The organism is Sphingomonas hankookensis, assembly GCF_001619955.1.
GTDB lineage: Bacteria > Pseudomonadota > Alphaproteobacteria > Sphingomonadales > Sphingomonadaceae > Sphingomonas > Sphingomonas hankookensis_A.
This window is the reverse complement of the sequence record NZ_LQQO01000034.1, coordinates 389,384-414,839: the sequence shown is the minus strand read 5'-3', so window position 1 is coordinate 414,839 and position 25,456 is coordinate 389,384. Positions and strand designations below refer to the sequence as shown.

Annotated in this window: 29 protein-coding genes; 17 read left to right on the top strand and 12 right to left on the bottom strand. The window is 67.0% G+C overall.

Translation table 11 applies throughout. From position 1 onward, the window contains the following. Positions 1-11 precede the first annotated feature (11 nt). On the top strand, positions 12-926 hold the full coding sequence (locus AVT10_RS13960; RefSeq protein WP_066692636.1) for a sulfite exporter TauE/SafE family protein: 915 nt from the start codon (positions 12-14) through the stop codon (positions 924-926). Further along, positions 923-1,684 (top strand): TIGR02186 family protein, encoded by a 762-nt coding sequence (locus tag AVT10_RS13955; protein WP_066692633.1) that lies wholly within the window; start codon positions 923-925, stop codon positions 1,682-1,684. Before AVT10_RS13960 ends, AVT10_RS13955 begins: the two co-directional genes overlap by 4 nt. A gap of 177 nt (positions 1,685-1,861) precedes the next feature. On the opposite strand, the gene AVT10_RS13950 is transcribed toward AVT10_RS13955, so the two are convergent. The 11 genes from AVT10_RS13950 to AVT10_RS13900 form a co-directional block, all read right to left on the bottom strand. Beyond that, the gene (locus AVT10_RS13950) at positions 1,862-2,359 is read right to left on the bottom strand and encodes an MmcB family DNA repair protein (RefSeq protein WP_066692631.1); all 498 of its coding nucleotides are present in this window, start codon (positions 2,357-2,359) and stop codon (positions 1,862-1,864) included. A gap of 46 nt (positions 2,360-2,405) precedes the next feature. Next, positions 2,406-3,035, bottom strand: a complete 630-nt coding sequence (locus AVT10_RS13945; RefSeq protein ID WP_084401711.1) for a cell wall hydrolase — start codon at positions 3,033-3,035, stop codon at positions 2,406-2,408. A 166-nt stretch (positions 3,036-3,201) separates the two neighbouring features. Further along, the gene (locus AVT10_RS13940; RefSeq protein WP_066692630.1) at positions 3,202-3,537 is read right to left on the bottom strand and encodes a DUF1491 family protein; all 336 of its coding nucleotides are present in this window, start codon (positions 3,535-3,537) and stop codon (positions 3,202-3,204) included. Next, on the bottom strand, positions 3,534-4,025 hold the full coding sequence (locus AVT10_RS13935; RefSeq protein WP_066692629.1) for a PaaI family thioesterase: 492 nt from the start codon (positions 4,023-4,025) through the stop codon (positions 3,534-3,536). Before AVT10_RS13935 ends, AVT10_RS13940 begins: the two co-directional genes overlap by 4 nt. Next, positions 3,985-4,452: a PTS sugar transporter subunit IIA gene (locus AVT10_RS13930; RefSeq protein ID WP_066692627.1), complete on the bottom strand. Its 468-nt coding sequence runs from the start codon at positions 4,450-4,452 to the stop codon at positions 3,985-3,987. The genes AVT10_RS13935 and AVT10_RS13930 overlap by 41 nt, the downstream gene beginning before the upstream one ends. A 1-nt stretch (position 4,453) precedes the next feature. Beyond that, positions 4,454-5,053: a ribosome hibernation-promoting factor, HPF/YfiA family gene (gene hpf / locus AVT10_RS13925; protein WP_066692624.1), complete on the bottom strand. Its 600-nt coding sequence runs from the start codon at positions 5,051-5,053 to the stop codon at positions 4,454-4,456. Positions 5,054-5,111: 58 nt separating this feature from the next. Then, positions 5,112-5,798, bottom strand: coding sequence for a DNA polymerase III subunit epsilon (gene dnaQ / locus AVT10_RS13920; protein WP_066692621.1), 687 nt, complete (start codon positions 5,796-5,798; stop codon positions 5,112-5,114). 7 nt (positions 5,799-5,805) lie between these two features. Beyond that, positions 5,806-6,402, bottom strand: a complete 597-nt coding sequence (gene coaE, locus AVT10_RS13915; protein WP_066692616.1) for a dephospho-CoA kinase — start codon at positions 6,400-6,402, stop codon at positions 5,806-5,808. Between the two features lie 117 nt (positions 6,403-6,519). Further along, on the bottom strand, positions 6,520-7,329 hold the full coding sequence (locus AVT10_RS13910; RefSeq protein ID WP_066692610.1) for a shikimate dehydrogenase family protein: 810 nt from the start codon (positions 7,327-7,329) through the stop codon (positions 6,520-6,522). Next, a complete protein-coding gene (locus AVT10_RS13905; protein ID WP_084401709.1) occupies positions 7,326-7,922 on the bottom strand; it encodes a Maf family protein in 597 nt (198 codons plus the stop codon). Before AVT10_RS13905 ends, AVT10_RS13910 begins: the two co-directional genes overlap by 4 nt. Further along, complete coding sequence (locus tag AVT10_RS13900) at positions 7,919-8,737, bottom strand: pyruvate, water dikinase regulatory protein (RefSeq protein ID WP_066692608.1); 819 nt, start codon at positions 8,735-8,737, stop codon at positions 7,919-7,921. The genes AVT10_RS13905 and AVT10_RS13900 overlap by 4 nt, the downstream gene beginning before the upstream one ends. Before the next feature lie 307 nt (positions 8,738-9,044). Between AVT10_RS13900 and hemE the strand changes: the two genes are divergently transcribed. The 12 genes from hemE (at position 9,045) to AVT10_RS13840 (ending at position 20,286) form a co-directional block, all read left to right on the top strand. Beyond that, positions 9,045-10,097, top strand: coding sequence for a uroporphyrinogen decarboxylase (hemE, locus tag AVT10_RS13895; protein ID WP_198158596.1), 1,053 nt, complete (start codon positions 9,045-9,047; stop codon positions 10,095-10,097). Beyond that, positions 10,094-10,549 carry a CopD family protein gene (locus tag AVT10_RS13890; RefSeq protein ID WP_066692600.1) on the top strand — a complete coding sequence of 152 codons (456 nt, stop codon included), beginning with the start codon at positions 10,094-10,096 and terminating at the stop codon, positions 10,547-10,549. The genes hemE and AVT10_RS13890 overlap by 4 nt, the downstream gene beginning before the upstream one ends. A 13-nt stretch (positions 10,550-10,562) precedes the next feature. Further along, complete coding sequence (locus AVT10_RS13885) at positions 10,563-10,901, top strand: hypothetical protein (RefSeq protein WP_066692598.1); 339 nt, start codon at positions 10,563-10,565, stop codon at positions 10,899-10,901. Next, entirely contained in the window at positions 10,901-11,233 is a 333-nt protein-coding gene (locus AVT10_RS13880; protein WP_066692597.1) for a hypothetical protein, read from the top strand. Before AVT10_RS13885 ends, AVT10_RS13880 begins: the two co-directional genes overlap by 1 nt. Before the next feature lie 145 nt (positions 11,234-11,378). Then, complete coding sequence (rho, locus tag AVT10_RS13875) at positions 11,379-12,635, top strand: transcription termination factor Rho (protein ID WP_066692595.1); 1,257 nt, start codon at positions 11,379-11,381, stop codon at positions 12,633-12,635. A gap of 283 nt (positions 12,636-12,918) precedes the next feature. Beyond that, positions 12,919-13,149: a DUF6489 family protein gene (locus AVT10_RS13870; RefSeq protein WP_066692592.1), complete on the top strand. Its 231-nt coding sequence runs from the start codon at positions 12,919-12,921 to the stop codon at positions 13,147-13,149. Continuing rightward, positions 13,139-14,431 (top strand): tRNA uridine-5-carboxymethylaminomethyl(34) synthesis GTPase MnmE, encoded by a 1,293-nt coding sequence (mnmE, locus tag AVT10_RS13865; RefSeq protein WP_066692589.1) that lies wholly within the window; start codon positions 13,139-13,141, stop codon positions 14,429-14,431. Before AVT10_RS13870 ends, mnmE begins: the two co-directional genes overlap by 11 nt. A gap of 25 nt (positions 14,432-14,456) precedes the next feature. Next, on the top strand, positions 14,457-16,283 hold the full coding sequence (gene mnmG, locus AVT10_RS13860) for a tRNA uridine-5-carboxymethylaminomethyl(34) synthesis enzyme MnmG (RefSeq protein WP_066692585.1): 1,827 nt from the start codon (positions 14,457-14,459) through the stop codon (positions 16,281-16,283). Further along, positions 16,280-16,900, top strand: coding sequence for a 16S rRNA (guanine(527)-N(7))-methyltransferase RsmG (gene rsmG / locus AVT10_RS13855; protein ID WP_066692579.1), 621 nt, complete (start codon positions 16,280-16,282; stop codon positions 16,898-16,900). The genes mnmG and rsmG overlap by 4 nt, the downstream gene beginning before the upstream one ends. Further along, positions 16,897-17,676 carry a ParA family protein gene (locus AVT10_RS13850; protein WP_066692572.1) on the top strand — a complete coding sequence of 260 codons (780 nt, stop codon included), beginning with the start codon at positions 16,897-16,899 and terminating at the stop codon, positions 17,674-17,676. Before rsmG ends, AVT10_RS13850 begins: the two co-directional genes overlap by 4 nt. Then, positions 17,673-18,596, top strand: a complete 924-nt coding sequence (locus tag AVT10_RS13845) for a ParB/RepB/Spo0J family partition protein (RefSeq protein WP_066692570.1) — start codon at positions 17,673-17,675, stop codon at positions 18,594-18,596. Before AVT10_RS13850 ends, AVT10_RS13845 begins: the two co-directional genes overlap by 4 nt. A gap of 43 nt (positions 18,597-18,639) precedes the next feature. Beyond that, positions 18,640-20,286 carry an ATP-binding protein gene (locus AVT10_RS13840; protein ID WP_066692835.1) on the top strand — a complete coding sequence of 549 codons (1,647 nt, stop codon included), beginning with the start codon at positions 18,640-18,642 and terminating at the stop codon, positions 20,284-20,286. 76 nt (positions 20,287-20,362) lie between these two features. On the opposite strand, the gene AVT10_RS13835 is transcribed toward AVT10_RS13840, so the two are convergent. After that, complete coding sequence (locus AVT10_RS13835) at positions 20,363-21,820, bottom strand: M23 family metallopeptidase (protein WP_066692567.1); 1,458 nt, start codon at positions 21,818-21,820, stop codon at positions 20,363-20,365. 197 nt (positions 21,821-22,017) lie between these two features. On the opposite strand from AVT10_RS13835, the gene AVT10_RS13830 reads away from it, so the two are divergent. From AVT10_RS13830 to fdxA, 3 genes are read left to right on the top strand one after another with little or no spacing between them, the layout of a single operon-like run. Next, the gene (locus AVT10_RS13830) at positions 22,018-24,525 is read left to right on the top strand and encodes a helicase-related protein (RefSeq protein WP_066692563.1); all 2,508 of its coding nucleotides are present in this window, start codon (positions 22,018-22,020) and stop codon (positions 24,523-24,525) included. Next, positions 24,525-24,848, top strand: a complete 324-nt coding sequence (locus tag AVT10_RS13825; protein ID WP_232308026.1) for an RNA-binding S4 domain-containing protein — start codon at positions 24,525-24,527, stop codon at positions 24,846-24,848. The genes AVT10_RS13830 and AVT10_RS13825 overlap by 1 nt, the downstream gene beginning before the upstream one ends. Positions 24,849-24,887: 39 nt before the next feature. Further along, positions 24,888-25,226: a ferredoxin FdxA gene (fdxA, locus tag AVT10_RS13820; protein WP_066692559.1), complete on the top strand. Its 339-nt coding sequence runs from the start codon at positions 24,888-24,890 to the stop codon at positions 25,224-25,226. Positions 25,227-25,456 lie beyond the last annotated feature (230 nt).

Genomic DNA, 25,456 nt, shown 5'->3' with positions numbered 1-25,456 from the left:
CCGGGAGGCCCATGGATCTGTACCTCCCCATCGCCAACCTGTCGGTCAATGCGCTGGTCATCGTGCTGCTGGGCGGCGGGGTCGGGTTTCTGTCGGGCATGTTCGGGGTCGGCGGCGGGTTCCTGACCACGCCGCTGCTGATCTTCTACGGCATCCCGCCGACCGTCGCCGCCGCGTCCGCCGCCAGCCAGGTGACAGGGGCCAGCGTGTCGGGCGTGTTCGCGCATCTGCGGCGCGGCGGGGTCGATTTCCGCATGGGTTGGGTGCTGGTCGCGGGCGGCGTGCTGGGGTCGGTGGCAGGCGCGGGCGTGTTCCGCCTGCTACAAGCCAGCGGGCAGATCGATACCGTCATCGCGATCCTGTACGTGGTAATGCTGGGGTCGATCGGCGGTCTGATGCTGAAGGAAGCGATCGGCGCGGTGCGCGTGCTGCGCGGGGCGATCCCGCCGCGGGCGGCGCGGCGGCGGCACCATCCGCTGGTCGCGGCTCTCCCCTTGCGCTGGCGATTCTATGCCTCGGGGCTGTACATCTCGCCGCTCGCGCCGCTGCTGCTGGGGTTCGCCACGGGCATGCTGACCGTGCTGCTGGGGGTCGGCGGCGGGTTCATCCTGGTGCCGGCGATGCTGTACCTGCTGGGCATGGGGACGCGGGTGGTGGTCGGCACGTCGCTGTTCCAGATCCTGTTCGTCACCGCCGCATCGACGATGGTCCATGCGCTGACGACCAAGGCGGTCGATATCGTGCTGGCGGTGCTGCTGCTGGTCGGATCGGTGACCGGCGCGCAGATCGGCGCGCGGTTCGCGCAGAAGGCGAAGCCCGAATATCTCCGCCTCGCGCTGGCGATCATCGTGCTGGCGGTGGCGTTCCGCATGGCGCTGGGGCTGGGGTGGCGGCCCGACGATATCTATACGGTGCAGCCGGCATGAGGCGCGCGCTGACCCTTGCGCTGCTGGCACCGCTGGCGATGGGCGCGGCGGCCCCGGTGCTGGTGCCCGATGTGTCGACCCGCGACGTGCAGATCGCCTATTCGTTCACCGGGGCCGAACTGCTGCTGTTCGGGGCGATCCTGTATCCCGGCGGGCGGGTGCCGCAGGGCGACCGGCCGGCGGACATCGTCGTGGTGGTGAAGGGGCCGCCCGAGTCGATCGTGGTGCGCGAAAAGGAGAAGGTGGCGGGCATCTGGGTCAATGCCGACCGGATGCGCTATCGCTCGGCCCCGTCCTTCTACGCCATCGCTTCGGCCCGACCGATCGAGCAGATGGTCGATGAGCGGACGCGCGCGATCTATGAGCTGGGGTTGGACAGCCTGCAATTGTCGCCTGCCGCCGGCACGTCGGCCGATGATCAGGCGCGGTTCGCCAGGGGGTTCGTGGCGTTGCGCGAACGCGCCGGGCTGTACCGCGAGACGCCGAACGCGGTCGAGATCACCGACGACGTGCTGTACCGCGCGTCGATTACCATTCCCGCACGGGTGCCGGTGGGCAAGTTCACCGCCGAAACCTTCCTGATCCGCGACGGGCGCGTGCTGGCGGCGGCGGTGCGCGATATCGAGATTCGCAAGTCGGGGTTCGAACGCTTCGTGGCGATCGCCGCGAACGAGGCGTCGTTGTGGTACGGATTGGCGGCGGTGTTGTTGTCGGTCGGGTTCGGCTGGGCCGCCGGGGCGCTGTGGCGGCGGTTTTGATCGAAGTCGCTAAGTCGTTGCAATCCGTGGATATATTGTCCTGACGCGTTCCAAAGTTCACTAAGTTCACACTCGCGCGCAGTTTGTCACGCCGGACGGCGCTTCGTCTCCCCCGGGTCGCCCTCACCCTTGCGGCGCTGCGCGCCTCCCTCCCTCTCCCGATGGGAGAGGAACATGCTAAAAGCCCTGGATCGCTTCGGGGTCGACCGCGCCGATCAGGCGGCGGGCGGCGCGGCGGGCGAAGGCGAGGGTGCAGCGCTTGCGGACATGGGCGGGCAGGGGGGTGGTCGACGCCTCGCGCAGGATCGTCGCTTCATAGCGGTCGGCGACGATGATTCCGGTACGTTCGGGCAGGAACGCCTCGCCCGATAGCGGCGTCACGTCGAACCCGGCCGGCACCGCCCAGAAATAGCGGTCGCAAGACCTAAGATAATCAGTCCACTTGCCGTCGCCGAGCAGGTCGGCGCGCGATACCTTGATCTCGACGATGACGATCTGCCCGCGCGCATCGAGCGCCATCAGGTCGGCACGCCGCCCGCCGTCGAGCGGAACCTCCGCCATCGCGGTCAGATCATGCGCCAGCAACATGCGCGTGACACCGCGCGCGACCTCCGCCGCGATCAGCGGATGGGTATCAGGGGCGAGGGGTCGGGCACCGAGGGCGATACTGGCCATCGGTGGAGTATAGGAACATTATGCGAACAAGGAAAGAGTGGTCGGCTCAGCGGTAGAAGATATGGTTGCCGAGCGAGGCGACGCGGGTCTTGCCCCAGTTCGGGCTGACGCGGCGTGCGTGGAAGAACAGCGCGCCTTCTGCCGGACTTTTCCACAGGTCGTTGCGGGCGATGCGGGCGATGGCGACCGCGGTCTTCCACGCCGGGCGGCTGGTGTCGACATCGGGCAGGCGACCGCCCTTCACGAACGAGAACTGGCTGCGCTGGGTCAGCACGCCGCAGGCCGAGGCGGGGAAGCGGCCCGATTTGGTGCGGTTGAGGATGACGTCGGCGACGGCGAGCTGGCCGGTCAACGGTTCGCCCTTCGATTCATAATAGACGCCGATCGCGACGCAGTTGAGTTCTTCGTCGTCGATCGTGGCGGGCTGTGCGGCGACGGCGGCGGCCAGCGTGGCATAGTCGGCATCGGTCGGGTCGACCGCATCGTCGGCCGGCTCGGGCTTGGCCGCAATGTCCTGTACGATTTCCTGGGCAGGGGCGAAGCGGACGGGAACCTTTGCCGGGACGGACAGGTTAGTGACGGAACCGGGCGAGGCTTCCTCTGCCGATACGGCAGCGGGCAGTCCGGCGAACAGGGTCATGGCGGCAAGCACCACCATCGGGAAGCGCAGCTTCATCCGTCGTCACTAGCTTGCGGTCGACCTGCGCCAACACACGTTCCACGTGGAACCTATGGCCACATGCAACTTTGGCGTTTGCCCCCGACTACGCCACCGACCCAACCCGGTCGGCCCAGCGCTTTGTCTCCGATGCACAGCGCTTAGGGGTGCACGAGTCGCGCCGTCAATCGGCCCACAGGGTTTCAGCGGCGAGCGGTTCGGGGCGTGCGACGATCGCCTCGATCACCCACAAATCGGGATCGTTGCGGCGGCGACCCTGCCAATAGTCGGTCAGCGCGGCTTCACCCACAAGATCGGGTTTGCGCTGCACGATCCGGGCACGACCGTCGAGATCGCGTTCGCGCTCGAACAGGCGAGCGGTGCCGTCGCGATCCATCGCCAGCAGCAGCACGACGCCCGATTCGCGGTCCCCCCGCGCCAGCACCATGGCGGTCCCGCCGGCTGCCTCGACGGCGCGCGCGAAGGCGTTGACGCGCAGCGCCGTCGGCCAGTCGCTCATGGCTGGGCGTAGCCGGGCAGGGTGGCGAGCGGAATCCGGCTTTTCATGAAGGTTCCGGTGCCGCGTGCCGCTTCCTCGCCATCGGCATCGATCAGATGCGCATCGGCGATGAACACGCGACGCTTGCCGGATACCCAGCGCCCTTCGGCGATGACCTGGCCAGGGCCGAGCGGCCGCTGGAGCAGCAGGTTGAAGGCGGTGGTCAGCAGGAAGCGATCGGTCACGAGGCTGTTGGCGGCGTAGAAGGCGGCGTCGTCGAGCATCTTGAAATAGGTCGTGCCATGCGCCGCGCCGGCGGCATGGAAATGGCGTTCGTCGATGCTGAAATGGATGCGCGCCACCCCGGCGGAGACGATCTCCAGCCGGGAATCGAACAGCCGGTTGATCGGCGCCGCAGCATAGAGCGCCTCCAATGCCCGGAAATGCGCCGCTTCCCCGGCGGGCACATCAGGCTGCGTCACGCGCCTCGACACCCGATAGCAGCGCATAGAGCGCGTCGGCCGACCCGGCCCCGCGCAGCTTGGCCCGGAACGCCGCGTCGCGCAGCGCGCGCGACACCCGTGCCAAAGCCTTCAGATGGTCGCTGCCCGCATCCAGCGGCGAGAACAGCGCGAAGATCAGGTCGACCGGCAATTCGTCGACCGCGGCGAAATCGATCGGGCGATCCAGCCGCACGAAGATGCCGAAGACGCTGTCGGGACAGTCGATCCGGGCATGGGGAATGGCGATGCCGCCGCCGAACGCGGTGGTGCCCAGCTTCTCACGGTCGGCCATGCGGTCGGCGACCAGTTTCGGATCGACCCCCGCCGCGTCCTGCGCGACGGAGGCGATATGCGCGAACAATGCCTTGCGGGTGCCGGCGGACACGTCCGCCAGCACCGTTTCAGATGTCACGAGATCATGGAAATCGTACAAGTCAGGCCGCGCGATTGGGTTCGACCCAGCCGATCGTGCCGTCATGGCGGCGATAGACCATGTTGAACGATCCGGTGCCGCTGTTCTTGAACAGCAGCGCGTTGGTGTTGCGCAGGTCGAGCATCATCACCGCGTCGGACACGCTGGCGTCGGGCACATCGACCCGGGTCTCGGCGATGATGAGGGGCGCGTCGGCGACCTCTTCCTCTTCCTGCTCGCTACCACCGAACACGGTGTAGCCGGCATTGTCGAAGCCATTGTCGTACCCGCCGGCCTCGTTCATCGCCACGACCTGCGCGGCGTTGCGGTCCTTCAGGCGGCGGGTGTAGCGACGCAGCTGCTTTTCGATCTTGTCGGCGGCACCGACGAACGCGCCCTGCGCCTCCTGTCCGCTATTATGCCCCTTGAGGACGAGGCCCTGGGTGACGTGGCAGACGATGTCGCACACGAAGCCATTGTCGTGCGGACCCTTGCTGAACGTCGCGGTCGCCGAAATCGCGCGCTGGAAATATTTGTCGGCGATGCCCTGGAGTCGCTCCTGGACCATCTCCTTCAGCGCGTCCCCGGTGTCGACCTGGTGCCCCGAAACCCGGATGTCCATGTAATCCTCCGTCGTTGTGAAATCCTGTGAGCCGCTCAAAGCGGGTGGTGTCAACGCCTCAGGTCGGCGACTGGCCCCATAACGGGTCCTTCAATGTGCCGACGAACGCGGCGTGGACGGCGAGTTCGGCCGCGCTGGCCGAAAACTGGCGCGGCGGGCGGACGCGCGAGGGGGCAACGGTCTCCACCACTTCCGCGACGAGGGTCGGCGTGGCGTCGAGGCCGAAGCCGATCTGGCGACCGCCCATCAGCTCGACATAGACCTGCGCCAGCAGCTGCGCGTCGAGCAGCGCGCCGTGCAGCACGCGGCGACTGCGGTCGATGCCGAAGCGGACGCACAGCGCGTCGAGCGTATGCTTGGCGCCGGGATGGCGGCTGCGCGCGATGGCGAGGGTGTCGACCATGCGGCTCAGGCAGATCGCATCGCGCCCGCATGCGCCCAGTTCGCCGTTCAGGAAGCCGAAGTCGAAATTGGCATTGTGCGCGACCAGCGGGCTGTCGCCGATAAAGGCGAGCAGGTCGTCGATCGCGGTGTGGAACGCCGGCTTGTCGGCAAGGAACGCATCGGACAGGCCGTGGACCGCCTCCGCCTCTTTCGGCATCGATCGGCCGGGATTGAAATAGGCGTGAAAGGTGGCGCCGGTTTCGACCCGGTTGACCAGTTCGACACACCCGATTTCGACCAGTCGGTCGCCTTCCGAAAATTTGAAGCCGGTGGTTTCGGTATCGAACACGATTTCACGCATTCCCACCTTATCCGCCTTCGCGGAGCCCCATGCAAGCGACCAGCGCGGCGACCTGCGCCCGTTTCGCGGCGAGTGTCGTATCGGTGTAGATAAGATGTTGGGCACGAGCGCGCTTTTCGGCGTCGGGCATCTGGGTGGCGAGGATCGCTGCGAACGCCGACTCGGTCATGCCGGGGCGGGCGAGGACGCGGGCGCGCTGAACCTCGGGTGCGGCCGAGACGACCGCTACGGAATCGCAGCGCGAGTCGCCGCCGGTTTCGAAAAGGAGGGGGACGTCGAGCACGACCAGCGGGGCTTCGCGATGGGCGTCGAGGAAGCGTTGCCGCTCGGCTGCGACGGCCGGATGGACGATCGCTTCGAGGCGTCGGCGTGCGTCCGGATCGGCGAAAATCCGTTCGCGTAAGGTCGGGCGGTCGATGCCGGTCGGGCCGGTGGTGCCGGGGAAGGCGGCTTCGATCGCGGGCAGCAGCGCGCCGTCCGGGCCTTGCAGCGCATGGACGGTGGCGTCGGCATCGAACACCGGCACGCCCAAGTCGCGGAACATCTGCGCGACGGTCGACTTGCCCATGCCGATCGATCCGGTGAGGCCGAGGATGTGGGTCATGGGCGTCTCACTCGCGTATCCCCGCGCAGGCGGGGATCCAGGGCCAAGCAACGCGGCGGTTGCGCGTGGTACTCTGGACCCCCGCCTGCGCGAGGGTACGGTTCGATCGCGGATCGCTCACGCCAGCAACCGTTCCCGCAAGGCGTCGTCGCGGTCGCGCGGCGGGGCGACTCCGAAGAACAGTTCGAACGCCAGTGCCGCCTGCCCGACCAGCATTTCGAGGCCGTCGACGGTATCGAGCCCGCGCGCATGGGCCTGTGCCAGCAGCGGTGTCTCGATCGGGGCGTAGACCGCGTCATATACCACCGCATCTTCGGGCAGCGGTGCCAGGTCGATTTCCAGCGGGGGCTGACCGGTCATGCCGAGCGTGCTGGCATTCACCAGCAGCTTCGCCGCAGGCAGGGGAGCGGTGAGCGGCAAGGCGTCGCCCTTCAGGCCGAAGGTCGACAGCAACGCCGCTGCCTTCAGCGGATTGCGGTTCAGCAAGGTCACGCGTCCGACACCCAGCCGCGACAAGGCGAACAGGATCGCGCGCGCCGCGCCGCCCGCACCGATCACCGCGACCGGCTGTTTCGTCAGGTCGAGACCGGCGATCGGGGCGTGGAACCCCGCCGAATCGGTATTGGTGCCGATCCAGTCACCACCTTCGCCACGGAACACGGTATTGATCGCGCCGATCGAACCGCGCACGTCGCCGGGATCGGCGACATGGTCGAGCGCGGCCAGCTTGTGCGGCACGGTGACGTTGCACCCGCGCCAGTGCGGGTCGGTACGGCGGCTCTCGAAATAGGCTCGGAGATCGTCAGGTTTCACGTGGAACCTTCGATACTCGGCATCGAGTCCCAACTGGTCGAGCCAGAAGCCGTGGATCAGCGGCGATTTGGAGTGGGCGATCGGGTCGCCGATCACCTCCGCATAGGGTTTCATGCGGGCAATTTTCCCCGTTGGCGCAGATAGCGCGCGATTTCGAGCAAGGGCATGCCGAGGATCGTCCAATGGTCGCCATCGATCCGGTCGAACAGCTGCACACCCGGCCCCTCGATCCGAAAACAGCCGACACAGCCGGCGATCGCGGGCCATTCGGCATCGAGATAGGAGTCGATGAAGGCATCGGACAAGGGCCGGACAGTCAGCTTCGCATGGCCGATATGCCGCCACACCGGGCGGCCCCCTTCGACGAAGACCGCCGCGCTGAACAGGTCGTGGCGTCCGCCGGACAGGGCGCGGAGATGCGCGGTGGCATCGGCGCGGTCGACCGGCTTGTCGAGCACGGTGCCATCGGCCAGCGCGACGACCGAATCGCCACCCAGCACCATCGCCCCGCCGACGCGGGTGGCGGCGCGCATCGCCTTCATCTCCGCCAGCGCATCGGCGAGGTCGCGGGGTTTGAGGTTCTCGGCCGCCAATGCCGCCTTGGCCGCTTCCTCGTCCAGCCCGCTGGCCATCGCGTCATGGGGAATGCCGGCCGCGTCGAGCATCGCACGGCGGGTGGCGCTCATCGAGGCGAGGATGAAGCTCATGCGCGGGCCTCCAGCTTGCGGTCGTTGCACAGGGTGATGATCGCCGCCGCCGTTTCCTCGATCGAGCGGCGGGTAACGTCGATCACCGGCCAGCCATTGTCGGCGAACATCCGCCGGGCATAGGACAGTTCGCGTATCACGGCATCCTGTTCGACATAATCGGTGTCGGGCATCTGGTTGAGCGACAACAGCCGGTTGCGCCGGATCGCGATCAACCGGTCGGCGCTGGTGGTCAGCCCGACGACCAGCGGCTTTTTAAGCGTGAACAGGATCGGCGGCGGCGGGCTTTCGACCACGATCGGAATGTTCGCGGTCTTGAACCCGCGATTGGCGAGATAGATCGACGTCGGCGTCTTCGACGAACGCGACACGCCGGCCAGCACGATATCGGCCTCTTCCCAGTCCTCCGACGCGATGCCGTCGTCATGGGCGATGGTCCACTGGATCGCATCGACCCGGGCGAAATAGGCGGCGTCGAGGCTGTGCTGACGGCCCGGCCGCGCCTTGGCCTCCTGTCCCAGCAGGCTGGACAGCGCGTTGCTGACCGCATCCATCGGCGCGACGATCGGCAGGCCGAGTGCGGCGCAGCGCGCCTCCAGCATCCGCCGGATCGCCGGGTTGACCAGCGTATAGAGCACCAGCCCGGGATTGACGGTGATTTCGGCGAGGATGCGTTCGAGATGGGTTTCCGAACGGACCATCGGCCAGAAATGGCGCATCGTGTCGACATCGTCGAACTGCGCCAGCGCCGCCTTGGCGATATTCTCCAGCGTTTCGCCGGTGGAGTCGGACAGGAGGTGGAGGTGCAGTCGCATCGGCGCCTTTCTGCACAAGGCTGTGGATAAGTCGGGGGCAGGGGCTAGCGCAACTCGGCCGGTCCGCCAAGCTGTGGGAAAGCCCTGTTTCATGCCCAGATTATCCACAATCCCGACACAGGGAGCGATTCAGCCAACAGCCTGTGGATAGTGTGGATGGCTTCATTGGAATCGACGGATTCGAGCGACTCCCATAGGGTCAATCTGTTGGCATTTCGGGTAATCCACCATAAGCCCCGCTATCCACGCCCCAACTGCTTCCAACCACCCATTTAGATTCTACTTTATAGTAGAGAGAGCGACGACGCTGACCGGTCCTGTCCCCACGAAACCGCTTCTCCGCGTGCTTGCCGGCGAGAAGCTTGCCGTCCCGCCGATCTGGCTCATGCGACAGGCCGGACGCTATCTTCCGGAGTATCGTGCGCTCCGGGCGGAGAAGGGCGGCTTTCTCGCGCTGGCGACCGATCCGGAGGCGGCATCGGAGGTTACGCTGCAGCCGATCCGGCGGTTCGCGTTCGATGGCGCGATCCTGTTCTCCGACATCCTGATGATCCCGTGGGCGATGGGGCAGCACCTGACCTTCGGCCCCGGCGAAGGGCCGCGGCTGAACCCGCCGCTGCTCGACGGGCTGCTGGCGGGCATTCCCGGCCTGTCACAGGGCGGTTATCCCTTCCACCGGCTCGATCCGGTGTACGAGACGGTCCGGCGTACCGTGGCCCGTCTGCCGGCCGATGTGACGATGCTGGGGTTCGCCGGATCACCCTGGACCGTCGCGACCTATATGGTGGCGGGGCAGGGGTCGAAGGACCATGAAGCGAGCCGGAGCCTTGCCTATCGCGATCCGGCGACCTTTGCCGGTCTGCTGGAGGCGATTGCGGACCTGACCATCGATTATCTGGTGGGGCAGATCGATGCGGGGGTCGAAGCGGTCCAGTTGTTCGACAGCTGGGCCGGCAGCCTCAGCCCGGCGCAGTTCGACGACTGGGTGATCGGGTTTACCGCTCGGATCGTCGATGCGCTGCATCAGCGCCGGCCCGGTGTGCCGGTGATCGGTTTCCCCAAGGGCGCGGGCGGCAAGCTGCCCCGCTATGCCCGCGAGACCGGTATCGATGCGATCGGGCTGGACGAGACGGTCGACCCGGTGTGGGCCGATGCCGTCCTGCCGCCGGGAATGCCGGTGCAGGGCAATCTCGATCCACTGGCGCTGCTGGCTGGCGGAGAGGCGCTCGACGGTGCCATCATGCGCGTGCTGGACGCCTTTCCGGAACGCCCCCATGTCTTCAACCTCGGCCATGGGATCGGCCAACATACGCCGATCGCGCATGTCGAGGCGCTGTTGGCCCGGGTGCGCGGGGCATGAGCGGGTTTCTGGGCGGCGCCTATCTGTGGATGAAGGCGGCACATATCGTGTTCGTCATCTTCTGGATGGCCGGGCTGTTCATGCTGCCCCGCTATCTGGTCCATCATCAGGAGGGGCTGTCCGACCCGGCAGAGCCGCCGCGCTGGATCCGGCGCGAGGCGTTGCTCAAGCGGATGATCCTGACGCCGGCGATGGTCGTCGTGTGGGTGCTGGGGCTGTTGCTTGCGGCCAATGTCGGGTTGTTCGACGGCGGCGCCGGGCTGGGGTGGCTGCACGCCAAACTGCTCGTCGTCGTGCTGCTGAGCGGCTATCATGGCTGGGCGGTCGGCTATGCGAGGAAGCTGGCGGCGGGGCGGCCGACGCTGACGCCGAAACAATTGCGGCTGGCGAACGAACTGCCCGCGCTGGCGGCGATCGCGGCGGTCGTGCTGGCGGTGGTCAAACCGTTCTGAAGGGGGATGGGCGATGTGGATAGCGTTGGCGTTGATTCAGGCGGTATCAGCGCCGCTGCCGGCGGGGGTCGAGGATGATCTGACCTGCCTCGCTATTATCGCGGCAACCGCGAACAAGGCGCCTCCGCAGGAGCAAAGCGGCCTGCAAGGCGGATTTATGTACTTTATGGGTCGTATCGACCATGCTGCACCCGGGTTCGACTATCCAGCCCATCTTGTTCGATTGATCGACGACGCTGAAGGAAACACGAAGATACAGGCGGCCAGACCGCGCTGCGTAGCCAAGCTGCGTGAGATTAGCGGGTCGCTCGCGAAGTGGGGAGAACATCTTCAAAAGCGGAACCAGAAGTGATGCTGGCATGGCTGTTGGTCGCGGCGCAGGCGGCGACGCCCGCGGTCGAGAACGATCTGCGCTGCATCGCCAGCATTTCGCAATCGTTCGAAACCGAGCCGTCGAGCCAGCGGGCGATGCTGACTGCCGGGATGGTCTATTTCATCGGCCGGGTTGAAGGTGCTGCGCCTGCGACCGACATCGTGGCGTCGGTGCAGCGGATCCGGCGTGCGCCTGGAGCAAAGGCGGCACTCGACGCGGCGGCCTTGCCCTGTGCCCGGCAGATACTGGCGAAGACGACGCTGTTCGCGCAGCTCGATCCGGGCGTGACGAAGGTCGAACCGGCGCGCTGAACCACCGCACCTGCTTGACTTGACTGCGACCGCCACCTAGGTCGAGCGACAGTGGCGCCCGGTCCTCGGTGCGCCCGTCCCAGCCGCTTGCGTCCGCCCCGTTTGCCGACCTTGCCTCACCATCGCTGATCTGGACCACCCCCCGATGCATCTCAAAGACTTAAAGAAACACGCGCCCGCCGAACTGGTCTCGATGGCCGAGGAACTGGGCGTCGAAGGCGCATCGACGATGCGCAAGCAGGACCTCATGTTCGCGATTCTCAAGGCGCGTGCCGAGAATGGCGAGCAGATCATGGGCGTCGGCACGATCGAAGTGCTGCAGGACGGCTTCGGCTTCCTGCGCAGCCCGGAGGCGAATTACCTCGCCGGGCCGGACGATATCTATGTCTCGCCGAACCAGGTCCGCAAGCATGGCCTGCGCACCGGCGACACGGTCGAGGGCGAGGTTCGCGCGCCCAAGGACGGCGAGCGCTATTTCGCGCTCAGCAAGCTCGTATCGGTCAATTTCGACGATCCCGACGCGGTGCGTCACCGGGTCAATTTCGATAACCTGACGCCGCTGTACCCCGAACAGAAGCTGACGCTCGACCAGCTCGATCCGACGATCAAGGACAAGTCGGCGCGGGTGATCGACATCGTGTCCCCGCAGGGCAAGGGCCAGCGCACGCTGATCGTGGCGCCGCCGCGCGTCGGCAAGACCGTCATGCTGCAGAACATGGCGAAGGCGATCACCGACAATCACCCCGAAGTGTTCCTGATCGTCCTGCTGATCGACGAACGTCCGGAAGAAGTGACCGACATGCAGCGCAGCGTGAAGGGCGAGGTGATTTCCTCGACCTTCGACGAGCCGGCGCAGCGTCACGTCCAGGTCGCCGAAATGGTGATCGAGAAGGCCAAGCGGCTGGTCGAGCACAAGAAGGACGTGGTGATCCTGCTCGATTCGATCACCCGTCTGGGTCGCGCCTACAACACGGTCGTGCCGTCGTCGGGCAAGGTGCTGACCGGCGGTGTCGACGCGAACGCACTCCAGCGGCCGAAGCGCTTCTTCGGTGCGGCGCGTAATATCGAAGAGGGTGGTTCGCTGTCGATCATCGCCACCGCGCTGATCGATACCGGCAGCCGCATGGACGAAGTCATCTTCGAAGAGTTCAAGGGCACCGGCAACTCGGAAATCGTCCTCGACCGCAAGGTGGCCGACAAGCGCATCTTCCCGGCGCTGGATGTGGGCAAGTCGGGTACGCGCAAGGAAGAACTGCTGGTCGACAAGACCAAGCTCAGCAAGATGTGGGTCCTGCGCCGCATCCTGATGCAGATGGGCACCGTCGATGCGATGGAGTTCCTGCTCGACAAGATGAAGAATTCGAAGACCAACGAAGACTTCTTCGACAGCATGAATCAGTAATCGAGCGCGCCCGGCGACATGCTGTCGCAGGAGACGCGACGATCCGGCCGGCGGGGCAACGCCCCGACCGACGACGCGGGCTTCGCCCGCGTCCGGCAACAACGAACCGCCCGTCTTTTCCACAGGGAAAGGCGGGCGTTGTCGTATGCACGGTGGGGCACGCCTGTGGACAGAGACCCCAGCCTTCGCTGGGGTGACGTGGTACGGCGGGGGCGTCCCCAACCCTTATCGCCATCCACAGCTTTTCCCCCTATCGTGCCCCAAACCAACCGGGGAACCGCCCATGAAGATCAACGTCGAAGTCGATTGCACGCCGGAGGAAGCGCGTCGCGCGATGGGCCTGCCCGACTTCACGCCGGTCCATGAACGCTATGTCGCGATGCTGACCGAAACGATGGAGAAGGGGGCCAGCCCCGAACTGCTCGACCAGATGATGAAGAGCTGGGCACCGATGGGCGAGGCGGGCATGACCTTCTGGCGCAAAATGTTCGAGACGGCGGGTCGTGGCGGCTGACACCATCTTCGCGGTGTCGAGCGGGCGTCCGCCCGCCGCCATCGCCGTGCTGCGGATTTCGGGGGGCGGGGCGCTGGATGCGGCGACGCTGCTGGCAGGCCGCTTGCCGCCGCTGCGTCGGGCGGCGGTCAGGGCATTGCGCGACCCTGTGGATAAGCTGTTGCTCGACCGGGCACTGGTGCTGGTGTTTCCGGGGCCGGCGACCGCCACGGGTGAGGATCTGGTCGAACTGCACCTGCATGGCGGTCGCGCGGTGGTGGCGAGCGTCGAGCGGGCGCTGGCGGCGATGCCGGGACTGCGCGCTGCCGAGCCGGGTGAGTTCACGCGGCGGGCGCTGGCGCATGGCCGGATCGACCTGACCGAGGCGGAGGGGCTGGGCGACCTGTTGTCGGCCGAAACCGAGGCGCAGCGGCAGATGGCGCTGGCGAACAGCGACGGCCGGCTGCGGCGGGCGGTGGCGGACTGGACCGCGACGGCGACCCAATTGTCGGCGGTGGTCGAGGCGGTGCTCGATCACGCCGACGAAGACGATGTCGATGCAGCGGACGAGGTGCTGGCCGATCTGCGTGGGCGGGCAGGCGTCTTGGCCGACACGATCGGGGTGGCGCTGGCGGCGCCCCCGGTCGAACGGCTCCGCGATGGCATCCGCGTGGTGCTGGCGGGGCCGCCCAACGCTGGCAAGTCGACCCTGCTCAACGCACTGGTCGGGCGCGAGGCGGCGATCGTGTCGCCGGTGGCGGGCACGACGCGTGATGTCATCGAAATTCCGGTAACGCGCGAGGGGATGGCGTGGCTGTTCCTCGATACCGCCGGGCTGCGTAACGACAGCGACGATCCGATCGAGCGGATCGGCATCGACCGTGCGACCGGGTCGATCGCGGCGGCGGATATCGTGCTGTGGCTGGGGGACGACGCGCCGCCGGCCGCAGCGCGGGTGATCTCGCTCTACCCGCGATCGGACGTCCGCGATCCGCTGGGGGCGGACGGTCGCATTGCGGTATCGGCGGCGACCGGAGCCGGGATCGATACGGTCTGGGGCGCCCTTGGTCGCGAAGCCGCCTCGCTGCTGCCGAAGGTGGACGAGCTGGCGTTGAACCGGCGGCAGGCGCATCATGCGGGTGTCGCACAAGCTGCGCTCCAACGTGCTGCAATGCAGGACGACCCGCTGTTGTTGGCGGAGGAATTGCGCTATGCTGTACAGGCATTCGCGGCATTGACCGGGATGCGCGCGACCGAGGCGGTTCTCGACGATCTGTTCGGTCGCTTCTGTATCGGCAAATAATGTTCCACGTGGAACCTAGAACAGCATGACCTATGATGTAGTAATCGTCGGCGGCGGCCATGCCGGCACCGAAGCCGCCGCAGCCGCGGCGCGACGGGGTGCGACGACGCTGTTGATCGATTTCGATCCCGGCAAGATCGGTGCGATGTCGTGCAATCCGGCGATCGGCGGGCTGGGCAAGGGCCATATCGTTCGCGAGATCGATGCGCTCGATGGGCTCATGGGCCGCGCGGCGGATGCGGCGGCGATCCATCACCGGATGCTCAACCGGTCGAAGGGCTCGGCGGTGCAGGGGCCGCGGGTGCAGGCCGACCGCGTGCGGTATGCTGCGGCGGTTAGGTCGCTGCTGGCGCATCCGAAGCTGACGGTGCTTGGCGGCGATACCGTTGCGCTGAAGAGCAGCGGCGGTCGGGTAACGGGAGTCGAGCTGGCTGATGGCAGCCGGATCGCTGCGCGGACCGTGGTACTGGCCACCGGCACCTTCCTCGGCGGGACGATGTTCCGGGGCGAGGAGCGGTCGGTCGGCGGACGGGTCGGGGAGCGAGCGGCAACCCGATTGGGTCAGCAGCTGCGCGAGCTGTCGCTGCCGATCGCGCGGTTGAAGACCGGCACGCCGCCCCGGCTCGATGGGCGGACGATCGACTGGGCGGCGCTACCCGAACAGCCTTCGGACGCGGATGTGTGGACCATGTCGCCGCTGTCCGATCCTGCGCAACGGTTACCGCAGCTCGCCTGCGCGATCGCACGGACGACGGCCGAGACGCACGACATTATCCGAGCCGGGCTCGACCGGTCGCCGCTGTTCAGCGGATCGATCGAGGGGCGGGGGCCGCGCTATTGTCCGTCGATCGAGGACAAGGTGCATCGCTTCGGCGACCGCGACGGGCACCAGATTTTCCTCGAACCCGAAGGGCTCGACACCCATCTGGTCTATCCCAACGGTGTGTCGACCTCGCTGCCGACCGATGTGCAGCTGGCGATGCTGCGCAGCGTGGCGGGGCTCGAGCGGGTCGAGATCGTCACGCCGGGCTATGCCGTCGAGTATGACTATATCGATCCCCGCGCATTGTCGGCGACGCTGGCGCTGCGGGCGCTCGGCGGGCTGTATTTCGCCGGGCAGATCAACGGCACGACCGGCTATGAGGAAGCAGGCGGGCAGGGGCTGGTCGCCGGTGCCAACGCGGCGGGTGAGGCACTGGGTCTCGACCCGCTGATCCTGCCGCGCGAGTCGAGCTATATCGGGGTGATGATCGATGACCTTGTGCTGCAGGGCGTGTCCGAGCCTTACCGGATGATGACGGCGCGCGCCGAATATCGCCTGCGGTTGCGGTCGGACAATGCCGCGACGCGGTTGGGGGCGATCGGTGCGCAGGCCGGCCTGTTGTCGGCCGAGCGGATCGTGTTCAACACGGAGCGCGAAGAGCGACGCGCCAGCCTGGCGGCTGCGCTGTCGACGCGCCACGGCGCCAATATGCTGGCGGCGAAAGGGGCGCCGGTTACCGGGACCGATACCCGCAGCGGCGGCGAATGGTTGCTGGTGCCCGGCGTGACGCCGCAACATCTGGGCATTGATGTGCAGGACGAGGTGCTGGGCGAACTGATCGAGGATGCGCGCTACGCTCCCTATCTCGAGCGGCAGGCGGCCGAGCTGGCCGCGGCGCGCGTGGATCATGTCGTGCTACCCGCCGACTTCGCCTATGGCGCGGTCCCGGGGCTGTCGAACGAGATGGTGGAGCGATTGACCTCGGCTGCGCCGGAAACGCTCGCGGCTGCCGGTCGCATACAGGGGGTGACGCCGGCGGCGCTGGTGGCGATCCTACTGCATTATCGTGGCGGGAAGCTGGCGGCATGACCGAGCAGGACGCGCGCGACTGGCTCGAAACCCGCTTCGGGGTCGAACGTACGGCGTTGCTGGCAAGATTCGCGGATCGGATCGTTGCGGAAACCGCCCATCAAAATCTGATCGCGGCGTCGACGATCGACCATATCTGGGAACGGCATCTGTTGGACTCGGCTCAGCTGGTGCCGCTGGCCGACGCAGCGAACGAAGGCGCCTGGATCGATATCGGATCGGGCGCAGGCTTTCCCGGGATCGTCGCCGCCATCCTGACCGATCGCCCTGTCGTGCTGGTCGAACCGCGCGCGCGACGCGCCACGTTGCTGCGCGTTATGGCGGCCGATCTGGGACTGACCAATGTCGTCGTCCATCAGGCCAAGATCGAGAAGTTGCCCGCCGACTGCCCGGCGGCGATCATCACCGCGCGTGCGGTCGCGCGACTGGCCGCGTTATTTGCGATCGGCCATCGGCATAGCGACGCCGATACGATATGGGTGTTGCCGAAGGGACGTTCCACCACCGAGGAGCTGGCCGAAGCGAAGGCCGACTGGCGCGGAATGTTTCACGTGGAACATAGCATTACCGATCCGACATCGTCGATCGTGGTCGCCAGGGGAGTGCGCCAAGCATGATTTGCATTGCCATCGCGAACCAGAAGGGGGGCGTCGGCAAGACCACCACGGCGATCAACGTCGGTACGGCGCTGGCCGCCACCGGGTTGAACGTGCTGATCCTCGACCTCGATCCGCAGGGTAATGCGTCGACCGGACTCGGCATCGGTCGCAACGATCGCGAATATTCGACCTACGACCTGCTGGTCGGCGACCTGATGCTGAACGAAGCGGCGGTCGAAACCAAGGTGCCGCGCCTGTCGATCGTGCCGGCGACGGTCGACTTGTCGGGGGCGGAGATCGAGCTGATCGAGTTCGAGGCGCGCACCCATCGGCTCGACCGGGTCGTCGAGGCGAGCGGGGGGCGATGGGACGTGATCCTGATCGACTGCCCGCCATCGCTCGGGCTGCTGACCATTAACGCGATGGTAGCGAGCCATGCGCTGTTGGTGCCGCTCCAGTGCGAGTTCTTCGCGCTGGAGGGCCTGAGCCAGCTGCTGAGCACCGTCGAGCGGATTCGCGGGCGGTTCAATCCGGGGCTGTCGATCCTGGGCGTGGTGTTGACGATGTACGACCGGCGCAACCGGCTGACCGACCAGGTGTCGGACGATGTGCGCGCGGTGTTGGGGAAAGTAGTGTTCGATACGGTGATTCCGCGCAATGTCCGCCTGTCCGAGGCGCCCAGTCATGGCGTGCCGGCGCTGATCTACGATTATCGCTGTGCAGGGTCGGAAGCCTATATCGCGCTTGCCCGTGAAGTGATCGCACGGCTACCGAGCCTGGCGGAGGCGGCATGAGCGAGCAGGCGACACCGCGCCGTCCGCGCATGGGGGGCCTCGGTCGGGGGCTGAGTTCATTGCTGGGCGACCCCGAAGGCGAGGTTTCGACCGCGCGCGGATCGACCCCGCCCAGCGGCGTGCGACAACTGCCGGTAACCGCGCTGTCGCCGCTGCCGGGCCAGCCGCGGCGATTCTTCGACGAATCGGCGCTGGACGAGCTGGCGGAATCGATCTCGGCGCGCGGGGTGATCCAGCCGATCGTCGTGCGGCCGCATGGCAAGGGATATCAAATCGTCGCCGGCGAACGGCGCTGGCGGGCGGCACAGCGGGCGCGGCTGCACGAGGTACCGGTGGTCGTCCGCGACTTCACCGATGCCGAGACGATGGAAATCGCGCTGGTCGAAAATATCCAGCGACGCGACCTGACCGCGATCGAGGAGGCCGAAGGCTATCGCCGGCTGATCGACGAGTTCGGTCATACCCAGGAGGCGCTCGCCAATCTGGTCGCCAAGTCGCGCAGCCATGTCACCAATTTGCTGCGGCTGCTCGAATTGCCCAAGCCGATCCAGGACATGGTCGGCGACCAGCGGCTGAGCATGGGTCACGCCCGCGCGCTGATACACGTCCCCGGTGCCGAGACGATCGCCGAGAAGGTGGTCGCGAAGGGGCTGTCGGTACGCGATGTCGAGCGGATGGCGCGGCAGGCGCGCGAGCCCGAGGCCAAGCGGACCCGCACCCCACGCGATCCGGCGGCAGGTGCCAGCCAGGACGGCGCGAGCGACGCCGATCTGCGCGCACTCGAACGGCAGCTGGGCGACGTTCTCGGGCTGAAGGTCCAGATCAGCCATGGCGACAAGGGCGGATCGATCGCGATCGGCTATTCGACGCTCGGACAATTGGACATGGTTTGCCAAAGGTTAAGCGGCGAGCGCATCTGATACGCAAAATTTACAGGTAGGCGAGCAGGTTATGGACATGAACATGCCGATTCGCCCGCCGCTGTCCGGCGCTGCCAGCACCGGAACCGACGAACGTGCGCCGACCATCGGGGTACTGCTCGACATATCGGGCGCGTCGAGCCGGCTGCTGCTGGACATGCACGCCCTGTCCGCCTTCGCGGCGCAGCAGGGACCGGACGTCGAACCGGCCGGACAGGTCGGGTCGCTGGTCAAATTGCAGATCGGCAAGATCTGGGTAGTGGCCGGCATCCGCTCGACCCGGCTGGCGGATGACGGATCGAACCTGATCGCCGATGTCGACCTAATGGGGGAGGGCTATGAGCCCGCACCCGGGCAGGGGATGCGCGGTTTTCGCCGCGGCGTGACGCGCTATCCGCTGCCCGGATCGCCGGTCTATCCGGTCCCGCGCGACGTGCTGCGGCAAATCTATGCGACGCAGGATCGCCCCCATATCACCGTCGGCACGGTGCACATGACGCGCGACCTGCCGGCGGCGCTGTATGTCGACCCACTGCTCGGCAAGCATTTCGCGCTTGTCGGGTCGACCGGCACGGGCAAGTCGACCACCGCTGCGCTGATCCTGCACCGGATCTGCGATTACAGCCCGCACGGTCATATCGTCGTGATCGACCCGCATGGCGAATATGGGAAGGCATTCGCCGACAAGGGTGAATTGCTCGACGTATCCAATTTGCAGCTGCCCTATTGGCTGCTCAATTTTCACGAACATTGCGATATCCTGCTGACGTCGGAAGGATCCGCGCGGCAGATCGAAGCCGATATTCTCGCACGCTGCATCCTTGCGGCGAAGGCCAAGAGCCGCGCGGCACAGGATATTCCGCGCCTGACCGTCGATGCCCCGATTCCCTATCTGTTGTCCGACCTGACCGCGATCCTGCAGGCGGAAATGACGCGGATGGACCGGGGGAGCGACAACGCACCCTATCTGCGGTTGAAGGCGCGGCTGGAGGAAATTCGCTCCGACCCGCGCTATGCCTTCATGTTTTCCGGCATGCTGGTCGCGGACACGATGGCGGCGTTCCTGAAGCGCGTGTTCCGATTGCCTGCGCAGGGCAAGCCGATCTCGATCGTCGACGTATCGGCGGTGCCGTCCGAAATCACCTCGGTCGTCGTCGCCGTCCTGTCGCGGCTGGTGTTCGATTTCGCGATCTGGTCGCGGGGTGAGACGAGCAAGCCGGTGCTGCTGGTGTGCGAGGAGGCGCATCGCTACGTCCCCAACGAGCGGGCCGGATCGGGATCGTCGGCGGCGGGTATCCTCAGCCGGATCGCCAAGGAAGGCCGCAAATATGGCGTGTCGCTGGGCCTCATCACCCAGCGTCCGTCCGATCTGGCCGAGGGCGTGCTGTCGCAATGCGGCACGATCCTGACCATGCGGCTCAATAATGAACGCGATCAGGCATTCGTCCGTGCTGCGATGCCCGAAGATGCGCGCGGCTTGCTCGACGCGATTCCGGCGCTGCGCAATCGTGAGTGCATCATCGTCGGCGAAGGAGTCACGACGCCGATCCGGCTGTCGTTCGACCTGCTCGAACCGGCGCTGTGCCCCGCGTCCGCGTCGCCGTCCTTTATCGAGATGTGGCAGCAGGAAGGGGGCGAGGACGCATTGGTCGACCGTACCATCCGCCGCTGGCGAACCCAGGGTCGGTAATCCGCCATCCCGGTACCGGGATACAACCAAGCGATTTCCGCCGTTGCCGGACCGAAGTCCGTTCAAAGCAGGCGGGTCAGCGCGCCGCGACGCCCATCAGTCCGGCGACATGCCGGCGGAAGCGGACCAGTTCGTCGCCCTGCAGCTGCTGCACGGTGGCGAACGCCACCGACCGTGGATTGACCGGCACGCCGTTCTTCCAAAGCTCGTAATGCAGGTGCGGGCCGGTCGACAGACCGGTCGACCCGACATAGCCGATCACCTGCCCCTGCGACACGCGGCTGCCCGCGCGCACCACGATCCGGCTCATATGGCCATAGCCGGTGGCGAGACCGCCGCCATGGTCGAGTTTCACAAAATTGCCATAGCCGCCATGCCAGCCGGCGCTGGCCACCCGTCCGTCGGTGGTCGCCCGGATCGGGCTGCCATAGGCGGCGGCGAAGTCCATGCCCTTGTGCAGGCGACGGAAGCCCAGCACCGGATGCACACGCCAGCCGAAATTGGACGAGATGCGCGCGGCGACCGGCCACATCATCGTACCCTTGCGCTCGCCCACGCCCTTGGGATCGAGCCATTCGGTACGGCTGCCATCCTGCCAGCGGACCAGGCGCACGTCGCGGCGTCCTGAAAGACCGGCATAGAGCAGTTGGCCCAGCTGGACTTCGCCGGTGGCGGCGCGGGCCTGTTCGACGATCAGGTCGAACGAATCATCCTGTCCGACCTGCCCCATCGGCACGAGTCCGGAGACGGTGCGGATATAGGATTCGACCGCCTTGGCCGGGGCCCCGGCGGCGCGGGCGGCGCGGTACAGGCTGGCGCCGACCCGGCCGCGGATGCGCAGCGGCGTATGGTCGATCGCGATCGGTCGGGCATCGAGCCGTAGCGTACCGCCTTCGCGGACGATTTCGAGCGCGAGGTCGAACCTGGCGCGGAAAGCGAGATGTTCGAGCGGTCGCGGCTGGGACGGGCTGTCACGCCGGCCGAGCGTAATGTCGAGCCGGGTGCCGGGTGTCAGTTCGGCCGGATCGACCCGGCCTGCGACGAGCGCCGCCGCCTCGCGCGCTTCGTTGGCACCGACTCCGGTACGTTCGAGCGCGCTGGCGATGCCGCCACCCAGCGTTGCGGTCGCCTCGACGATCGGCCGTTCAGGGGTGTTGGCGAGCGGCACGACGCGCGACGTGGCGGCGAGCCGCATGCCGCTGGTGCCGCCCAGCGCGCTTGCACCGAAAGACAGGCTGCGCGCCTCGTCCAGCGCGCTGCCGTCGAGCGGCGCGGGAACGGTGCTGAGGATCGGCCGGTTCCAGGACGGTGCCAATGCCCAGACGGCGGCGCATAATGCGGTGCAGGTCGCCAGGCCCCGCCACCAGTCGCGCGATCCGATTGCGGCGCCCAAATCCGGGGTCCAGCCAAACGATTCGATACGGCCGCGCCATTCGGCGGTGCGGGCTGGTGCGGACAGGACCGGGGCACGCCCGAAGCGCAATGCGCTGGTGCCGCCCGCCAGTTCCAGTCCATGATCGGTGCGCAGGAACACACCCAGCCCCCAGAGACGGCCGCCCGACCCGGCCCGGTCTGCTTCCCCTGTGAAGCCAAAACTTTAAAGTCAAATGAACCACGGCGGCCTCAGATTCGGCTGCGACGGAGCGTGGCCATGCTGCGACCGGACGAAAGCTTTGCGGGAACCCGCGAAACCCGTTGCACCGGCGCCTGCGACCCCCGATGTTGTGCGAGATGAGCCAGTTCGCGCGTAGCCCGGTCACGGCAGTGCTGGGGCCGACCAATACCGGCAAGACCTATCTCGCGATCGAGCGGATGTGCGGTCATGCCTCGGGAATGATCGGTTTCCCGCTTCGGTTGCTGGCGCGCGAGAATTACGACCGCGTCGTCGCGATGAAAGGCGTGGAGAATGTCGCACTGGTGACCGGAGAGGAGCGCATCGTCCCGCCCAAGGCGCGCTGGTTCCTGTGTACCGCCGAATCGATGCCGCTGGAGCGGGAGACGGCGTTCGTCGCGCTGGACGAGGCGCAGCTGGGCGCCGATCCGGAACGCGGCCATGTCTTTACCGATCGGCTGCTGCGCGCACGGGGGCGGGAGGAGACGATGATCCTCGGATCCGATTCGCTGAAACCGATGGTCCGCGCGCTGGTGAAGGATGCCGAGATCATCTCGCGTCCGCGCTTCTCGACGCTCAGCTATGCCGGCGCGCGCAAGCTGTCGCGCCTGCCGCGCCGGTCGGCGATCGTCGCCTTCTCGTCCGAAGAGGTTTATGCCGTGGCGGAGGCGATCCGCCGGATGCGCGGCGGTGCGGCGGTGGTGATGGGTGCGCTGTCCCCACGCACCCGCAATGCACAGGTCGCGATGTTCCAGTCGGGTGAGGTCGATTATCTGGTCGCGACCGACGCGATCGGGATGGGGCTGAACCTCGACGTCGCGCATGTCGCCTTTGCCAGCCTGCGCAAGTTCGACGGGCGGCGGCAACGGCGGCTGACCATCGCCGAGATGGCGCAGATCGCCGGGCGCGCCGGGCGGCACCACCGCGACGGCACCTTCGGCGCGCTGGTCGAGGAAGGGCCGAACGCCTTTACGCCGGAGGAAGTGCTGGCGATCGAGGGGCATCATGTGCCGCCGCTGGAACGGCTCTACTGGCGCAGCGGCGAGCCGGACTTCTCCAGCATCGACGCGCTGATCGACAGCCTCGAAGCGCGACCGAACCATCCGGTGCTGACCGCCGCGCCGGAAGCGATCGACCTGATCGTGCTGAAACGGCTGGCCGAGGAGGATTGGGTCCGCGCCCGCACGCGATCCCCGGCGATGGTCCGGCGGCTCTGGTCCGCGTGCGGCCTGCCCGATTTCCGCAAGCTCGGCCCCGACCCGCATAGTCGTTTCGTCGGGCGAATCTTCGGTCATCTGAGCGAAGGGGCGGGGCATATCCCGCACCAATGGTTCGCGGACGAACTGCAGCGGCTCGACCAGATGAACGGCGATGTTGAGACGATCGCCGGGCGAATCGCGGCGGCACGCAGCTGGGCCTATATTGCCCACCGCGCCGACTGGCTGCTCGACCCCGAACATTGGGCGGCGCGGACGCGCGGCGTCGAGGAGAAGCTGTCCGACGCGCTCCATGACCGGTTGCGGCAGCGTTTCGTCGATCAGCGGACGACGGTGTTGTTGCGGCGGATCGGTGCCGGTGCCGCCGACCTGCCGGTCGATGTCGCGGCGGACGGATCGGTCAGCGTCGATGGCCATGCGCTGGGCCGGCTGACCGGCTTCCGGTTCGAAGTATCGTCCGACACGCGCGTCGCCGACAAGAGGCTGTTGATCGCCGCCGCTGAAAAGGGGCTGGCCGGCGAACTGCGCAAGCGCGGCGCCGAACTGGTCGCGGCGACGGACGCCGAATTGTCGCTCTCAGCCGAACCGGGGGCGGTGCCCGAACTGACGTGGAACGGGCTGACCGTCGCGACCTTGACCGGCGGCACGACGCTCGACCGGCCGGTGGTGACGCTGGACCGTAGCCTCTACGTGCTCGACCGCACGGCGCAGGGGCAGGTGCGCGACCGGTTGGCAGCCTGGGTGCAAAGCGATGTCGCGCGCCGGGCACCGACGCTCGGCGCGCTGGCAGCCCTTGCGCGTGATCCGGCGGCCAGCGGATCGCTGCGCGCGGTCGCGGCGGCGCTGACCGAGGTCGGCGGCATTGCCCCGCGCGACGGGTTCGATGTGATGCTGGCGCCGCTCGACGGCGACGACCGGCGGCGGCTGCGCAAGGCAGGGGTGTTGATCGGCGCGCTCGACCTGTTCGATGCGCGCCTTTTCAAACCGGCGGCGGCCCGGTGGCGCGCTGCGCTGCTGGCGGCACGTGACGGGCATCCGGTCGAGCCGCTGGCGCCGACCGGGGCGACGGTGCTGCCGGTCGGGCAGGGGGCGTGGGGCTTCCGTCGCTTCGGTCCGCAGGCGGTACGCGTCGACCTGATCGAACGGCTGGCCCAGGCGGCACATGACGCGCGCAAGGGGCATGCGCCGTTCGCCCCCGATCCGGCGCTGGCGGTATCGATGGGGCTGAAGCCGGAAACGATCGTACGGCTGATGGCGAAGCTGGGCTTCCGGCCGAGCGCGCCAGCGGGCGATGTGCCCCAATGGCGCTGGGCACCCGCGCGCCGCCGGGCACCGACGCCGACCCCGCGTCCGGTCGCGCGACCGGGCAATGCCTTTGCCGCGCTCGCTGAACTGGGGTTCGACCGCTGATGGCGGCACGCGCGCCGGAACCGGTGCCGCACATGCGGCTCGACATGTTCCTGTGGTATGCCCGATTCGCCAAGACGCGCAGCGCGGCGCAGGCGATCGCCGAACGCGGTACGCTGCGCCTCGATGGCCGTAGGATCGAGCGCGCGCATTGTCCGGTACGCGTCGGGATGGTCATCGCCTTTCCACAAGATGCCCGCGTGTATATCCTGCGGGTCGAGGCGTTGCCGATCCGACGCGGGCCGCCCGCCGAAGCGCGTACGCTCTACACCCTGCTGGAACCGACAGGGTCCGGCCCCGTTGACGGGGGCGACGACCCGGCATAACGCGGTCGCGATACGATTTCTCGGAGTTTGGACGGACCCATGACCTACGTCGTCACCGACGCCTGCATCCGCTGCAAATATATGGACTGCGTCGAGGTGTGTCCGGTCGATTGCTTCTATGAAGGCGAGAATATGCTCGTCATCAACCCGAGCGAATGCATCGATTGCGGTGTGTGCGAGCCGGAATGCCCCGCCGAAGCGATCCTGCCCGATACCGAAAGCGGGCTGGAGCAGTGGCTGGAGCTGAACAACACCTATTCGGCGCAGTGGCCCAACGTGACCCGCAACGCCAACCAGACCCCGCCCGATGCCGATCAGTGGAAGGGCGTCGAGAACAAGATCGAGCATTTCTCGGCCGAGCCTGGCGCGGGCGACTGACGCCAGCCACCATGTTCCACGTGAAACCGAGGCCGGGCCGCAGCAGCGGTTCCGGCCCTTCGGCTTTGCGCTGGTAATTTTGTTGCAACGTTGCTATAATCACACGTGACGGCGGCAGTTTCATGCCCCGCCCGGAGACCACCTTTAGCAACGTCCCGTGTCGCCCGACCTGCCGCCGCCCGATCCAGCGTTGGCAGTAAGCGATGCTTTCGGGACGACGACCACGGAAA

Excerpts from the sequence above, each read along its gene's own strand:
- mnmG (WP_066692585.1), top strand. The coding sequence starts at position 14,457 with ATGACCTATGATGTAGTAATCGTCGGCGGCGGCCATGCCGGCACCGAA.
- AVT10_RS13940 (WP_066692630.1), bottom strand. The coding sequence starts at position 3,537 with ATGAGCGACTGGCCGACGGCGCTGCGCGTCAACGCCTTCGCGCGCGCC.
- AVT10_RS13890 (WP_066692600.1), top strand. The coding sequence starts at position 10,094 with ATGAGCGGGTTTCTGGGCGGCGCCTATCTGTGGATGAAGGCGGCACAT.
- fdxA (WP_066692559.1), top strand. The coding sequence starts at position 24,888 with ATGACCTACGTCGTCACCGACGCCTGCATCCGCTGCAAATATATGGAC.
- AVT10_RS13950 (WP_066692631.1), bottom strand. The coding sequence starts at position 2,359 with ATGGCCAGTATCGCCCTCGGTGCCCGACCCCTCGCCCCTGATACCCAT.
- AVT10_RS13830 (WP_066692563.1), top strand. The coding sequence starts at position 22,018 with ATGAGCCAGTTCGCGCGTAGCCCGGTCACGGCAGTGCTGGGGCCGACC.
- AVT10_RS13840 (WP_066692835.1), top strand. The coding sequence starts at position 18,640 with ATGCCGATTCGCCCGCCGCTGTCCGGCGCTGCCAGCACCGGAACCGAC.
- AVT10_RS13885 (WP_066692598.1), top strand. The coding sequence starts at position 10,563 with ATGTGGATAGCGTTGGCGTTGATTCAGGCGGTATCAGCGCCGCTGCCG.
- AVT10_RS13945 (WP_084401711.1), bottom strand. The coding sequence starts at position 3,035 with ATGAAGCTGCGCTTCCCGATGGTGGTGCTTGCCGCCATGACCCTGTTC.
- AVT10_RS13880 (WP_066692597.1), top strand. The coding sequence starts at position 10,901 with ATGCTGGCATGGCTGTTGGTCGCGGCGCAGGCGGCGACGCCCGCGGTC.
- hpf (WP_066692624.1), bottom strand. The coding sequence starts at position 5,053 with ATGGACATCCGGGTTTCGGGGCACCAGGTCGACACCGGGGACGCGCTG.
- rho (WP_066692595.1), top strand. The coding sequence starts at position 11,379 with ATGCATCTCAAAGACTTAAAGAAACACGCGCCCGCCGAACTGGTCTCG.
- AVT10_RS13935 (WP_066692629.1), bottom strand. The coding sequence starts at position 4,025 with ATGCGCTGCTATCGGGTGTCGAGGCGCGTGACGCAGCCTGATGTGCCC.
- coaE (WP_066692616.1), bottom strand. The coding sequence starts at position 6,402 with ATGACCCACATCCTCGGCCTCACCGGATCGATCGGCATGGGCAAGTCG.
- AVT10_RS13955 (WP_066692633.1), top strand. The coding sequence starts at position 923 with ATGAGGCGCGCGCTGACCCTTGCGCTGCTGGCACCGCTGGCGATGGGC.
- AVT10_RS13850 (WP_066692572.1), top strand. The coding sequence starts at position 16,897 with ATGATTTGCATTGCCATCGCGAACCAGAAGGGGGGCGTCGGCAAGACC.
- AVT10_RS13870 (WP_066692592.1), top strand. The coding sequence starts at position 12,919 with ATGAAGATCAACGTCGAAGTCGATTGCACGCCGGAGGAAGCGCGTCGC.
- AVT10_RS13960 (WP_066692636.1), top strand. The coding sequence starts at position 12 with ATGGATCTGTACCTCCCCATCGCCAACCTGTCGGTCAATGCGCTGGTC.
- AVT10_RS13825 (WP_232308026.1), top strand. The coding sequence starts at position 24,525 with ATGGCGGCACGCGCGCCGGAACCGGTGCCGCACATGCGGCTCGACATG.
- AVT10_RS13900 (WP_066692608.1), bottom strand. The coding sequence starts at position 8,737 with ATGCGACTGCACCTCCACCTCCTGTCCGACTCCACCGGCGAAACGCTG.
- rsmG (WP_066692579.1), top strand. The coding sequence starts at position 16,280 with ATGACCGAGCAGGACGCGCGCGACTGGCTCGAAACCCGCTTCGGGGTC.
- dnaQ (WP_066692621.1), bottom strand. The coding sequence starts at position 5,798 with ATGCGTGAAATCGTGTTCGATACCGAAACCACCGGCTTCAAATTTTCG.
- AVT10_RS13905 (WP_084401709.1), bottom strand. The coding sequence starts at position 7,922 with ATGAGCTTCATCCTCGCCTCGATGAGCGCCACCCGCCGTGCGATGCTC.
- AVT10_RS13845 (WP_066692570.1), top strand. The coding sequence starts at position 17,673 with ATGAGCGAGCAGGCGACACCGCGCCGTCCGCGCATGGGGGGCCTCGGT.
- AVT10_RS13910 (WP_066692610.1), bottom strand. The coding sequence starts at position 7,329 with ATGAAACCCTATGCGGAGGTGATCGGCGACCCGATCGCCCACTCCAAA.